The following is a 13,282-nucleotide window of genomic DNA, read 5'->3' as shown; positions in this document are numbered from 1 at the left end:
CAAAACAGGCATAACCAGGTATGACCGAAACCCCGATTTCCCGCCCGGAGGCCCGCTACGGACGCTCCCGGCTGTCGCGTATCCCGCGGCGGTGGCTGATCGCCGCGCTGGGCGCGTTGGTGATCGTGGCCGGACTCGTCATCGCCGTCATCGGTTATCACCGGTTCGGCACCAGCGACGTCAAGGGGACGATGGCCGGCTACCGGTTGATCGACGACCAGACGGCGTCGATAACCATCAGCGTGACGCGATCGGATCCGTCGCGGCCGGTGGACTGCATCGTGCGGGTCCGCGCGCAGGACGGCAGCGAGACGGGCCGGCGCGAGCTGCTGGTCCCGCCGTCGGACGCGGCCACCGTGCAGGTGACCACGACGGTGAAATCCTTCGAACCGCCGGTGGTGGCCGACATCTATGGCTGCGGCACCGATGTGCCCGCCTACCTGCGCCCGGCGTGACCTCCCGATCCACGACGAACTGCGAATATGGGGTCATCAACTGTTTGCGCAGTGGTAACATGGATGAATGCACGGTTCCGGTTGGGGCCGTGTTGCTGCATTAGCGACCGTGAGCAAAACGGAGCGGCAGCACGCGGGGAGGGACCCGCACGCTCCGGGGGCGGCGGGGCTGACACTGCTTAACGCGAACTCGCGAAACAACATACGAGGAGCACGACGAGATGACGGACACTTCCGTGACCTGGCTTACCCAGGAGTCACACGATCGCCTCAAGGCCGAGCTCGATCACCTGATCGCGAATCGTCCGGTCATCGCCGCGGAGATCAACGACCGCCGCGAGGAGGGCGACCTGCGCGAGAACGGCGGCTACCACGCCGCCCGCGAAGAGCAGGGCCAGCAGGAGGCCCGGATCCGTCAGCTGCAGGACCTGCTCAACAACGCCAAGGTCGGCGAGGCGCCCAAGCAGTCCGGCGTCGCGCTGCCCGGCTCGGTGGTGAAGGTCTACTACAACGGCGACAAGTCCGACACGGAGACCTTCCTGATCGCCACCCGCCAGGAGGGCGTCAACGACGGCAAGCTCGAGGTGTACTCGCCCAATTCACCGCTAGGCGGCGCCCTGATCGACGCCAAGGAAGGCGAGACCCGCACCTACGTGGTGCCCAACGGCAACACCGTCGAGGTCACGCTGGTCAGCGCGGAGCCCTACCACTCCTGATCCCGTGGCGATCGCAAGCCCGGCGTAGCCGGGCGGCAGCGGGTCGCCACCATCGGTCAGGCGCCCGAAAGCCTGATCGGGGCTTCTAGCCCAGGGCCTGATCGAGATCGGCCAGCAGGTCCGCGATGTCTTCGATGCCGACCGACAGGCGCACCAGATCATCGGGGACCTCCAATTGCGATCCGGCCGTCGATGCGTGCGTCATCGCGCTGGGGTGCTCGATCAGCGACTCGACCCCGCCCAGCGATTCCGCCAGGATGAAGACCCTGGTCTTGGCGCACAGATCGCGGGCGGCGTCGCGGCCGCCGCGCATGCGGACCGAAACCATGCCGCCGAAGGCACTCATCTGCCGTGCGGCGACCTGATGGCCGGGGTGCGAGGGCAGGCCGGGATAGAGCACCGCGCTCACCGCGGGGTGGCCTTCGAGGAATTCCGCTACGGCAGAAGCGTTTTCGCTGTGTCGCTGCATGCGTAGCACCAGTGTCTTCAGGCCGCGCATCGTCAGGTAGGCGTCGAACGGGCCGGGCACCGCGCCGGCACCGTTCTGCAGAAAGGCGAACGCCTCGTCCAGCTCCTGATCGTTTGAGACCAGCGCACCGCCCACCACGTCGGAGTGCCCACCGATGTATTTGGTGGTCGAGTGCAGCACGATGTCGGCGCCCAGCGTCAACGGCTGCTGCAACGCGGGTGAGGCAAAAGTGTTGTCCACCAACACCTTTGCTGGGCTTTTGCTGGCCCGCCCGGCCGCCAGTTCGGCCAGCGCGGCGATGTCGGCGATGGACAGCAGTGGATTGGTCGGGGTTTCCGCCCAGATCAGCCGGGTTCGCGACGTCATCGCGGCGGCGACGGCGTCCAGCTCGTGCAGCGCCACCGGCGTGTACTCCACGCCCCACTGGGTGAAGACCTTGTCGATCAGCCGGAAGGTGCCGCCGTAGGCGTCGTTCGGGATGACCACATGGTCGCCGGGGCGCAGCAGCGCGCGCAGGGCGCAATCGGTGGCGGCCATGCCCGAACCGAAGGCCCGTCCGTAGGCGCCGTCTTCGACGGCGGCCAGCGCCGCTTCCAGCGCGGCGCGGGTCGGGTTGCCGGTGCGCGCGTATTCGAACCCGCCGCGCAGGGCGCCGACACCGTCCTGGGCGAAGGTGCTGCTGGCGTAGATCGGGGCGTTCACCGCGCCGGTTGCCGGGTCCGGCCGATAGCCGGCGTGAATCGCTTTGGTGGCCAGTCCGGTGAACTCGGGGTGCCCGTTGCGGTCGTCGCTCATCGACGGTCAGCCTAGGTGACGGCCGGCCTCTCGGCCCCGTCGATCGGCAAGCACACCGTCGTCATGATCTTGTCCGCCAGCGTTTGACGCTTCGAATCCCACAGCGGGAAAAGGAAACCGATGAAGCAGATGATCGCGTCGACGAAGTGTGCCAGCGAGCGCACCACCGACAGCCCGAAGCCGATGGGTTGACCGGTGATCTCGCTGACCACCTTGCACTTCAGCACGGACTTGCCGACGCTCGACCCGGTGGTGCCCTGCCGGTAGCCGTAATTCCAGATCAGATAGAACAGCCCGATTATCGACGCCAGCCACTGCGCCACCATGCCGACGGTCGAGTTCTGGGTGGCACAGTACTGGTTGACGGCGTACTGCGTGACGTCGGTGATGCAGGCGGTCTGCTGGGTGGCGACCAGGATCGCGGTGCCGATCCCGTGCACCACGATGTACGGGAGGATGTCGATGACGAACGCCAGCGCGCGGGTGAGCCACGGCGTGTAGTCCTGCGTCGGCAGCGTGCGGATCGCCGGCCCGGGTGGCGGCGGCGCGTACCCGCCGGCCGACGGCGGGGGCGGCGGGTACGACCCGCCGGGCGGCGGGGGCGGGGGCGGCGGATAGGACCCGGCGGGCGCCTGCGGAGGCGGCGGCGGCATCTGCTGTCCAGCCGGCGGCGGCTGATCGCCCGCGGGCCCGGGCGACGAGGGGGGTGGCGGGTAAGCGCCGCCGGGCGGCGGTTGATCGGTCATGGGCAACCTTCCACTCCGGGTCAGCTGGACCCCTAGCTGGGACAGCCGAAACAGTACCCGAGCGCGTCGCGCCCCAGCGAGACGCGCGGCGCCGTGAACTAGCGGCGCCCGGACAGCCCCCGCGGTCCCTCGGAAAGGAAGCCCAGCAAGTCATAGCGGGTGATCACCCCAACCGGTTTGCCTTCCTCGACCACCATCAGCGCATCCCAATCGCGCAGCGCCTTGCCGGCCGCGCTGACCGACTCCCCGGCGCCGATCATCGGCAGCGGCGGGCTCATGTGCTGCGCGACCGCGTCGGCCAATTTCGCCCGGCCCTCGAAAACGGCCGACAACAGTTCGCGCTCGGAGACGCTGCCGGCGACCTCCCCCGCCATCACCGGCGGCTCGGCGCCGACCACCGGCATCTGCGACACCCCGTACTCACGCAGGATGCCGATCGCGTCGCGCACGGTCTCGGACGGGTGGGTGTGCACCAGGTCGGGCAGCTCCCCGGACTTGCGGCGCAGCACGTCGCCGACCCGGGACTGTTCGGTGGAGCCGTCGAGACGGCTGCGCAGGAACCCGTACGACGACATCCAGGCGTCGTTGAAGATCTTCGACATGTAGCCGCGTCCGCCGTCGGGCAGCAGCACCACCACGATCGAGTCGGGGCCGGCCTGCTCGGCGACCTTGAGCGCGGCGACCACCGCCATCCCGCACGAGCCGCCGACCAGCATCGCTTCCTCGCGGGCCAACCGCCGGGTCATGTCGAACGAGTCGGAGTCGGAGACGGCGATGATCTCGTCGGGCACCGTGCGGTCATAGGCCTGCGGCCAGAAGTCCTCACCGACGCCCTCCACCAGATAGGGCCGGCCGGTACCGCCGGAGTACACCGATCCCTCCGGGTCGGCGCCGATGATGCGCACCGCGCCGCCCGACACCTCTTTGAGGTAGCGGCCCGCGCCGGTGATCGTTCCGCCGGTGCCGATGCCCGCGACGAAGTGGGTGACCTTGCCGTCGGTGTCGGCCCAGATCTCCGGGCCGGTGGTGGCGTAGTGGCTGGCCGGCCCCTCCGGGTTGGCGTACTGGTCGGGCTTCCATGCTCCGTCGATCTCGGTGACCAGCCGGTCGGAGACGCTGTAGTAACTGTCCGGGTGCTCGGGCGGCACGGCGGTCGGGCACACAACGACCTCGGCGCCGTAGGCCATCAGCACGTTGCGCTTGTCCTCGCTGACCTTGTCGGGGCAGACGAACACGCACTTGTAGCCGCGGTGCTGGGCGACGAGGGCCAGCCCGACTCCGGTGTTGCCCGAGGTGGGTTCGACGATGGTGCCGCCGGGCCGCAGCTGTCCGCTGGCCTCGGCGGCGTCGATCATCTTCACCGCGATCCGGTCCTTGGAGCTGCCACCGGGATTGAGGTATTCGACCTTGGCCGCCACGATGCCGGCGCCGTCGGGGACGACGGAATTCAGACGCACCAGCGGTGTGCCGCCGATGAGGTCACTGATGTGCTGGGCGATCCGCATGCGTTCATGGTCTCAGGCGGTTTCGCGCGGCGCACAACTACTCTCCCCGCGGTTTGCGCGAGTTAGCCGGTGGCCTCGCGGATGTAGTCGCCGATCTGTCGGAGCGAGCGGATGGCCTCGGGGACCATCGGCGCGGCCAGCTGGAAGTCGTGGACCTGCCCGGGCCACACCCGCACCTCGGCCGGAACGCCCACCGCGGCCAGCCTGCTCGCGGCCAGCCGTGCGTCGTGTAACAGCACCTCGGAGCCCGACACGTGGATCAGCGTGCGCGGCAGCCCTGGCTTGATGTGCTCCAGCGGCTCGTAGATCTCTTCGGGCTTCCCGTCGACGATGTTCTTCCGGGCCGCCCCGGCCACCAGCTCGGAGAGCGCATCGAACGCCCCGGCGGTGAACATCGCATCCGTCTCGATGTTGGGGTGAGCCTGCTTGGGTTCCTTGGCCAGCTGCAGCAGGGGCGAGATCGCCACCAGCGCAGCGGGCTCCTCACCCTCCTCCTGCAGGCGCTGGGCCAACGTTAGAGCCAGGTAGCCGCCCGCGGAGTCGCCGGCCAGCACGATCTGGTCGGGTTCGTACCCGCGCCGGCGCAGCCACCGGTACGCGTCGTGGCAGTCCTGGAGGGCCATCCCGACCGAATTCTTCGGCAGCAGACGGTAATTGACCACCAGGATGGGCGAGTCCGCGAACTTGGACAGGGCTTCGACGAGCCGGCCGTGCGAGTTCGCCCCACAAGTCAGAAAGGCACCGCCGTGGAGGTAGACGATCACGCGGCGGCTGCCGTCGGCGGGCAGCACCCCGGGCGCGCGGACCAGCTGCGCCGACGCATGGGGCAGCTTCACGGTCTCGCGGACGGTGGCCGACGCCGGGATCAGCACCCGGGCCGTGAGGTCGATGAGACCCCAGGGCCAGGGCAGGTTGGGGACATGGCTGCCGACGGACAGGATCGGCCGGATGGTCAGACGCGAGGTGAGGTTCGCCAGTCGCGCGGCGACGCTGGGCCCGGATTCCAGAACCTCGACGGGTGCCCCGTCGCTGATGGCGAATTTGCGCGCCCGGTCTCGACGCGCTCTCAGGACGTCATGGAGTCGAACGGTAGTTGCCGATGACCCCGATTCCTTGCTAGGTGCAGTCATGCTCAACACTTCCTACGCCGTCGTAGTCCGATACAGCATGTGACGAGGCGACCGAGCGTTTTGGTTCAGCCGTTTGCCAAAGCGCTCAGCCAACCCCTTGACTTCAGCTTGACAGGCGATGCTTAGTGCAACGTATGAAATAGCTGATTCGATACCAGTTTTGCTTCGCACCGTAATCAGTTCGTTTTTCAGCCACCCGCGCGAAACCTGCAGCCGCTCTAGACTTGATCGCGTGACCATGCGGGTGCCACGTCGTTCGGCGATCGCCCTGGCCACAGCGGGCGCGCTGGCCTCAACAGGAACCGCCTACCTGGGGGCACGCAGTCTGTTGGTCGGCCAGGCGACCCACGCGCGCACGATCATCCCCAAGTCCTGGGACATCCCGCCCCGGGCGGACGGCGTGTACGTGCGCGGCGGCGGTCCGGTGGAACGGTGGCATCGCGGCCTGGCGGTCGACCAGCACCTGATGATCTTCGGTGACTCGACCGCCGCCGGATACGGCTGCATGAGCGCCGACGAAGTGCCCGGGGTACGGATCGCCCGCGGCCTCGCCGAGCAGACTGGCAAACGCATCCGGCTGAGCACCAAGGCGATCGTGGGCGCCACCTCCAAGGGCGTGTGCGGTCAGGTCGACGCGATGTTCGTGGCCGGCCCGCCGCCGGACATCGCGGTGATCATGGTCGGCGCCAACGACGTGACCGCGCTGAACGGCATCAGCCAGTCGGCGCAGCGGCTGGGGTTGACCGTCCGCAAGTTGCGCGCCCGCGGCGCCGTGGTGATCGTCGGCACCTGCCCCGATCTCGGGTTCATCAGCGCCATTCCGCAGCCGCTGCGGTCGCTGGCGCACGAGCGTTGCCTGCAGCTTGCGCGCGCCCAGACCACGGCGGTCCGGTCGGCCGGCGGCGTGCCGGTGCCGTTGGCGCAGCTGATGGCGCCGCAATTCCGGGCCACGCCAGACGTCATGTTCTCCGCCGACGGCTTCCACCCCTCGGCACCGGCCTATGCGCTCGCGGCCGACGCGCTGCTGCTCGCCCTCTGCGACGCGCTGGGTGAGGAGGTGGAGCGTCCGCCGGTGAGTTCGCCGGTGCCGGCGGCGACGCCGGTGCTCGGTCAGCGGCACACGCGCACCAGCGTGATGTCGCGGCTGTGGCGGCGTCCGGCGCCCGGACCTGCCCCGTCTTCGTGCCCCGAGGTCGGCAGCGACTAGATTTGTTCTCACCCGTCGGGGTGGACCTACCGCCCGAAGGCGAAGCGAGCCAGCCCCATCTGTGGGATCTGCAGGGATCTGAAGGGAACCACCATGCCTGAAGCCGTCATTGTCTCAACCGCTCGCTCGCCGATCGGCCGCGCGATGAAGGGGTCGCTGGTCAACATGCGCCCCGACGACCTGACCGTCCAGATCGTGCGCGCCGCCCTCGACAAGGTGCCCGCCCTGAACCCGCACCAGATCGACGACCTGATCCTGGGCTGCGGCCAGCCGGCCGGCGAATCCGGATTCAACCTGGCGCGGGTCATCGCCGTCGAGCTGGGCTTCGACTTCCTGCCGGGCACCACCGTCAACCGGTACTGCTCCTCGTCGCTGCAGACCTCGCGGATGGCCTTTCACGCGATCAAGGCCGGGGAGGGTGACGCCTTCATCTCCGCGGGTGTGGAGACCGTGTCCCGGTTCGCCAGGGGCAGCGCCGATTCGTGGCCGGACACCAAGAACTCGCTGTTCGAGGAGGCGCAGGAGCGGTCGGCGGCCGCGGCCGAGGGCGCCGACGAGTGGCATGACCCCCGCGCCGACGACAACATCCCCGACGTCTATATCGCGATGGGACAGACGGCCGAAAACGTGGCGCTGCTGACCGGCATCAGCCGCGAAGACCAGGATCACTGGGGCGTGCGCAGCCAGAACCGCGCCGAGGAGGCGATCAAGAGCGGCTTCTTCGAGCGCGAGATCACCCCGGTGACCCTGCCCGACGGCACCACCGTGAGCACCGACGACGGCCCACGCCCCGGCACCACTTACGAGAAGATCAGCCAGCTCAAGCCGGTGTTCCGGCCCAACGGCACGGTGACCGCGGGCAACGCGTGCCCGCTCAACGACGGCGCCGCCGCGGTGGTGATCACCAGCGACACCAAGGCCAAGGAGCTGGGCCTGACGCCGCTGGCGCGCATCGTGTCCACCGCGGTCAGCGGCCTGTCCCCGGAGATCATGGGCCTGGGCCCGATCGAGGCGACCAAGAAGGCGCTGGCGCGCGCCAAGCTGTCGGTCAGCGACATCGACCTGTTCGAGATCAACGAGGCGTTCGCCGTCCAGGTGCTGGGCTCGGCGCGCGAGCTGGGCATCGACGAGGACAAGCTGAACGTGTCCGGCGGGGCGATCGCGCTGGGCCACCCCTTCGGCATGACCGGCGCACGGATCGCCACCACGCTGCTCAACAACCTGCAGACGCACGACAAGACGTTCGGCCTGGAGACCATGTGCGTCGGCGGCGGCCAGGGCATGGCGATGGTGATCGAGCGGCTGAGCTAGGCCGCTCGAGGGCGGGCGCGGGTGAGTGTCGACGAGCGTGACGGCCGGGCGACGAGAGTGAAACCTGGGCGACGACACGCCGCGTGGCCCCGCCGCAGCGTCACACTCGACGCCCTCAGCTCACACTCAACGCCCTCAACTCACACCTGACGGGCCGCAGCCGCACAAGAAGGCGCGGCACACGAAAAACCGGCACGCCAACAGGCGTGCCGGTTTTTCTCTGTGGCAGAGCTAGTCGTTCTGCAGATAACTCAGCAGACGCAGGATCTCGATGTACAGCCAGACCAGCGTCACGGTCAGGCCGAGCGCGATGCCCCATGCCGCCTTCTCCGGCGCGCCGGCGCGGACCATCTGGTCGGCCGCGTCGAAGTCGATCAGGAAGCTGAACGCCGCGATCGCGATGCACACCAGCGAGAAGATGATCGCCACCGTGCCGCCGCTGCGCAGGCCCAGGCCGGTGCCGCCGTTGACGTGGAACATCGCCAGCACGAAGTTGCCGAGCATCAGGGCCAGCACGCCGAACATCGCAGCGACCAGCATGCGGGTGAACTTGGGCGTCACCCGGATGGCCCCGGTCTTGTAGACGACGAGCATTCCGAAGAACACCCCGAAGGTGCCCAGTACCGCCTCACCGATCAGCGCCCCGGCGTTGGCGTTCGACACCGAGAAGTTGGCGAAGACGAACGAGATGGCGCCCAGGACCAGACCCTCGAGCACCGCGTAACCTAGCACGATGCCGGGGTTGTCCTGCTTGCGGCCGAAGGTGGCCACCAGCACCAGGGCCAGGCCGCCCAGCCCGCCGACCAGAGCAAGCGGCATGGCCAGCGCGACGTCGCGGGCGACCAGGAAGTAGGAGACCACGGCGGACAGCGCCAGCACGGCCAGCGTGATGCCGGTCTTGGTGACGACGTCGTCGATGGTCAGCGGACGCGAAGCTTTGGCCTCCTGGTACGGGGCCTGGTAGGGAGCCGCGTAGGGGTCGGCTCCATAGCCCTGCATCGGGGGCACGCCAGTGCCGAATTGCGCGTATCCGCCCCTCTGCGTAGGCAGCGAACGAAATACCGGGTTGCTTGTCTCCCGCACCGTCGGATCCTCTCTAATTGGCTTCGAGCTGTGCGAACACAATCTCAACGATCGGCGTTGCACCCTGGTTCCCAGTGGACCTGGTCGTTTTCCGGTGCATATAGCCACCGCCGTTGTCGTCGCGTTAAAGATAACCCTTACCCGCGGGCACCGCGCCCGTCGCGACGATCTAGATTTCTTCCTCGAGGCTGGACCGACGATGGGAGGAGAGGCGTGACCGACGAATCCGATGAGGTTCTGACCGAAGTCGAGGGAAGCGTCGGCTTGATCACGCTCAACCGGCCCAAGGCGATCAACTCGCTGAATCAGCCGATGGTCGATGCGCTGACAGCCATCCTCGCCGACTGGGCGGGCGGCGACGCGGTGCGCGCGGTGGTGCTGTCCGGCGCCGGCGAACGCGGACTGTGCGCCGGCGGCGACGTGGTCTCGATCTATCACAGCGCGCGCAAGGACGGGGTCGAGGCGCGACGCTTCTGGCGTGACGAGTATCTGCTCAACGCGCAGATCGCCGAGTTCCCCAAGCCGTACGTGGCGTTGATGGACGGCATCGTGATGGGCGGAGGCGTCGGCGTCAGCGCGCACTCGAACATCCGGGTGGTCACCGATACCTCCAAGATCGCCATGCCCGAGGTGGGCATCGGCTTCATCCCCGACGTCGGCGGCACCTATCTGCTGTCCCGGGCTCCCGGCGGGCTGGGTCTGCACGCCGCGCTGACCGGGGCGCCGTTCTCCGGAGCCGACGCCATCGCCATGGGTTTCGCCGACCACTATGTCCCGCACGGCGACGTCGAGGCGTTCCGCCGCACGGTGGTCTCCGACGGCGTCCAGGACGCACTCGCCAAGTACGCAACCGAACCACCGGCCAGTGAGCTTGCCGCGCAACGCAACTGGATCGACGAATGCTATGCCGGCGACACCGTCGAGGACATCGTCGCCGCCCTGCGCGGGCACGACGCGGGTCCGGGCGCTGAACCTGCTCAAGACGCCGCGAACCTGATCGCCACCCGTTCCCCGATCGCGCTGTCGGTGACCCTGCAGGCGGTGCGCCGCGCCGCCAAGCTCGCGACGCTGAAGGACGTTCTGGTGCAGGACTATCGGGTCTCGTCGGCGTCGCTGCGCTCGCACGATCTGGTGGAGGGCATCCGCGCCCAGCTGATCGACAAGGATCGCAATCCGAAATGGTCGCCGGCGCAGCTGCCCGCGGTCACCGCAGCCGACGTCGAGGCGTATTTCGCCCCGGTCGACGACGACTTGAGTTTCTAGAAAGGCGGTTTGGATGACAGACACGAATTACGAGACCATCCTCGTCGAGCGCGAAGAGCGGGTCGGCATCATCACCCTGAACCGGCCGAAGGCACTCAACGCCCTGAACACTGCGCTGATGAACGAAGTCACCAGCGCCGCAGCCGATTTCGATGATGACCCCGGCATCGGGGCGATCATCATCACCGGCTCGGCCAAGGCGTTCGCCGCCGGCGCCGACATCAAGGAGATGTCCGAGCTGACGTTCGCCGACGCCTTCGGCGCCGACTTCTTCGCCCCCTGGAGCAGGCTCGCCGCGATCCGCACGCCGACGATCGCCGCGGTGGCCGGCCACGCGCTGGGCGGCGGCTGTGAGCTCGCCATGATGTGCGATGTGCTGATCGCCGCGGACACAGCGAAATTCGGCCAGCCCGAAATCAAGCTCGGGGTGCTGCCCGGCATGGGCGGCTCACAGCGGCTGACCCGAGCCATCGGCAAGGCCAAGGCCATGGACCTCATCCTGACCGGGCGCACCATCGGCGCCGAAGAAGCCGAACGAAGCGGCCTGGTCTCGCGAGTGGTGCCGGCCGATGACCTGCTGACCGAGGCCAAGGCCGTCGCCACCACCATTTCGCAGATGTCGCGCTCGGCGGCCCGGATGGCCAAAGAGGCCGTCAACCGCGCGTTCGAATCCACCCTGACCGAGGGACTTCTGTACGAGCGCAGGCTCTTTCACTCGACTTTCGCGACCGAGGATCAGTCCGAAGGGATGGCGGCCTTCGTCGAGAAGCGCCCGCCGAACTTCACCCACCGCTAGGACGCTTGCATGAGCGAACCGGTTTCCCCGACACCCACCGAGGCAGACCAAGACCCGGCGGACGTCGTCGAGGAGTCCGCGGCGCCCAAGCCGGACGTCGCACCGCAAGCGGCACCCGCGCGGGCCGGGCGCGCGACGCCCACCCTGCCATGGACCGAAAGGCCTTGGTGGGTACGGCATTACACGTTCACCGGCACCGCGGTCGGCCTGATCTTCATCTGGCTTTCGCTGACACCGTCGCTGCTGCCGCGCGGCCCCTTGTTCCAGGGACTGGTCAGCGGGCTCTCCGGCGCCATCGGCTATGGGCTGGGCGTCTTCTCGGTCTGGCTGGTGCGGTTCATGCGCGAAAAGGATCACAGCCCGCCGCCGCCACGCTGGGCATGGAAGGTGCTGATCCCGATCGGCGTGGTGGGCCAGGTACTCATGGCGATCTGGTTCCACGTGTGGCAGGACGACGTCCGTGACCTGATGGGCGTCACACATTTGAATTGGTATGACTATCCGCTGTCGGGAGTCTTGTCGCTGGTCGTACTGTTCACGGTGGTCGAGATCGGCCAGTTCACCCGGTGGCTGGTCAGCTTTCTGGTCGGTCAGGTGGATCGGTTCGTACCGTTTCGGCTCTCGGCGACCATCGTGGTCGTCACGTTGGTGGTCCTGACCGTGGCCGTGCTCAACGGGGTCGTGCTGAAGTTCGCCATGCGCACCATGAACAACACCTTCGCCTCGGCCAACAGCGAGATGAACCCCGATAGCGCGCCACCGAAGACCCCACTGCGCTCCGGCAGTCCCGAGTCGTTCGTATCGTGGGAATCCCTTGGCCACCAAGGGCGCATCTTCGTCCAGGGTGGTCCCAAAGTCGACGATCTGACCAGATTCAACGGAGCCCCGGCAACCGAGCCTATCCGGGCCTACGCCGGGCTGAACTCCGCCGACGGCATCGTCGCGACCGCCGAACTCGCCGCGCGTGAGCTGCAGCGCGCCGGCGGATTGCAGCGCCCCGTCGTCGCGGTGGGCACCTCCACCGGTACCGGCTGGATCAACGAGGCGGAAGCCTCGGCGCTGGAATATATGTACAACGGCAACACGGCGATCGTGAGCATGCAGTATTCGTTTCTGCCGAGCTGGCTGTCGTTCCTGGTGGACAAGGAGAACGCCCGGCACGCCGGGCAAGCGCTCTTCGAGGCAGTCGACAAGCTGATCCGCCAGATGCCCGAAGCGCAGCGCCCCAAGCTCGTGGTGTTTGGCGAAAGCCTGGGCTCGTTCGGCGGCGAGGCGCCATTCATGAGCCTGAACAACGTGCTAGCCCGTACCGACGGTGCCCTGTTCAGCGGGCCCACGTTCCAAAACACCATCTGGACCGATTTGACGTCAACGCGTGACGGCGGATCGCCGGAGTGGTTACCGATCTACCAGGACGGCCGGTATGTCCGATTCGTCGCTCGCGCAAAGGATTTGACGCGTCCCGACGCGCCGTGGGATCACCCGCGGGTGGTGTACCTGCAGCACGCATCGGACCCCATCGCCTGGTGGACGCCGGACCTGTTGTTCAGCAAGCCCGACTGGCTGAACGAGCCTCGCGGCTACGACGTGCTGCCGCAGACGCGCTGGATTCCGGTCGTGACGTTCCTGCAGGTGTCGGCCGACATGGCGGTGGCGGTGGACGTACCCGACGGGCATGGCCACCACTACGTCGCCGACGTCGCCGACGGCTGGGCGGCGGTGCTGCCACCGCCCGGCTGGACGCCGGACAAGACCGCGAAACTGCGTCCGCTGCTGCACTCGGACGAGACAGCCTAGGACGAGACG

12 protein-coding genes are annotated in these 13,282 nt (G+C 67.9%); 7 read left to right on the top strand and 5 right to left on the bottom strand.

All coding sequences use genetic code 11. The features are described from left to right. Positions 1–20 precede the first annotated feature (20 nt). Complete coding sequence (locus MTY59_RS15060; protein ID WP_221041858.1) at positions 21–455, top strand: DUF4307 domain-containing protein; 435 nt, start codon at positions 21–23, stop codon at positions 453–455. A gap of 221 nt (positions 456–676) precedes the next feature. Beyond that, on the top strand, positions 677–1,171 hold the full coding sequence (gene greA / locus MTY59_RS15055; RefSeq protein ID WP_064953998.1) for a transcription elongation factor GreA: 495 nt from the start codon (positions 677–679) through the stop codon (positions 1,169–1,171). A gap of 85 nt (positions 1,172–1,256) precedes the next feature. Here the strand turns inward: greA and MTY59_RS15050 are convergent, their stop codons facing one another. The 4 genes from MTY59_RS15050 to MTY59_RS15035 all read right to left on the bottom strand — a co-directional run bounded on the left by MTY59_RS15050 (position 1,257) and on the right by MTY59_RS15035 (position 5,816). Further along, a complete protein-coding gene (locus MTY59_RS15050; protein ID WP_221041857.1) occupies positions 1,257–2,435 on the bottom strand; it encodes a cystathionine gamma-synthase in 1,179 nt (392 codons plus the stop codon). A gap of 11 nt (positions 2,436–2,446) precedes the next feature. Beyond that, complete coding sequence (locus MTY59_RS15045; RefSeq protein WP_221041856.1) at positions 2,447–3,181, bottom strand: RDD family protein; 735 nt, start codon at positions 3,179–3,181, stop codon at positions 2,447–2,449. A 98-nt stretch (positions 3,182–3,279) separates the two neighbouring features. Beyond that, entirely contained in the window at positions 3,280–4,686 is a 1,407-nt protein-coding gene (locus MTY59_RS15040; RefSeq protein ID WP_221041855.1) for a cystathionine beta-synthase, read from the bottom strand. Positions 4,687–4,748: 62 nt separating this feature from the next. Continuing rightward, a complete protein-coding gene (locus MTY59_RS15035; RefSeq protein WP_221041854.1) occupies positions 4,749–5,816 on the bottom strand; it encodes an alpha/beta hydrolase in 1,068 nt (355 codons plus the stop codon). Positions 5,817–6,060: 244 nt separating this feature from the next. On the opposite strand from MTY59_RS15035, the gene MTY59_RS15030 reads away from it, so the two are divergent. Both MTY59_RS15030 and MTY59_RS15025 read left to right on the top strand, forming a co-directional pair. Continuing rightward, positions 6,061–7,023 (top strand): SGNH/GDSL hydrolase family protein, encoded by a 963-nt coding sequence (locus MTY59_RS15030; protein WP_221046457.1) that lies wholly within the window; start codon positions 6,061–6,063, stop codon positions 7,021–7,023. A 93-nt stretch (positions 7,024–7,116) separates the two neighbouring features. Further along, on the top strand, positions 7,117–8,334 hold the full coding sequence (locus MTY59_RS15025) for an acetyl-CoA C-acetyltransferase (protein WP_221041853.1): 1,218 nt from the start codon (positions 7,117–7,119) through the stop codon (positions 8,332–8,334). 231 nt (positions 8,335–8,565) lie between these two features. Here MTY59_RS15025 and MTY59_RS15020 read toward each other — a convergent pair whose 3' ends face one another. Then, positions 8,566–9,417 (bottom strand): Bax inhibitor-1/YccA family protein, encoded by an 852-nt coding sequence (locus tag MTY59_RS15020; RefSeq protein WP_221041852.1) that lies wholly within the window; start codon positions 9,415–9,417, stop codon positions 8,566–8,568. A gap of 213 nt (positions 9,418–9,630) precedes the next feature. Between MTY59_RS15020 and MTY59_RS15015 the strand changes: the two genes are divergently transcribed. Genes MTY59_RS15015 through MTY59_RS15005 form a run of 3 tightly spaced genes read left to right on the top strand, consistent with a single transcriptional unit; the run spans position 9,631 to position 13,273 of the window. Beyond that, the gene (locus MTY59_RS15015) at positions 9,631–10,680 is read left to right on the top strand and encodes an enoyl-CoA hydratase/isomerase family protein (protein WP_221041851.1); all 1,050 of its coding nucleotides are present in this window, start codon (positions 9,631–9,633) and stop codon (positions 10,678–10,680) included. A gap of 13 nt (positions 10,681–10,693) precedes the next feature. Next, a complete protein-coding gene (locus tag MTY59_RS15010; RefSeq protein WP_221041850.1) occupies positions 10,694–11,476 on the top strand; it encodes an enoyl-CoA hydratase in 783 nt (260 codons plus the stop codon). Between the two features lie 9 nt (positions 11,477–11,485). Next, the gene (locus tag MTY59_RS15005; protein ID WP_221041849.1) at positions 11,486–13,273 is read left to right on the top strand and encodes an alpha/beta hydrolase; all 1,788 of its coding nucleotides are present in this window, start codon (positions 11,486–11,488) and stop codon (positions 13,271–13,273) included. The last annotated feature ends 9 nt before the right edge of the window (positions 13,274–13,282 follow it).

Source organism: Mycobacterium senriense, assembly GCF_019668465.1.
Classification (GTDB): domain Bacteria; phylum Actinomycetota; class Actinomycetes; order Mycobacteriales; family Mycobacteriaceae; genus Mycobacterium; species Mycobacterium senriense.
This window is presented reverse-complemented; position numbering and strand designations above follow the sequence as displayed.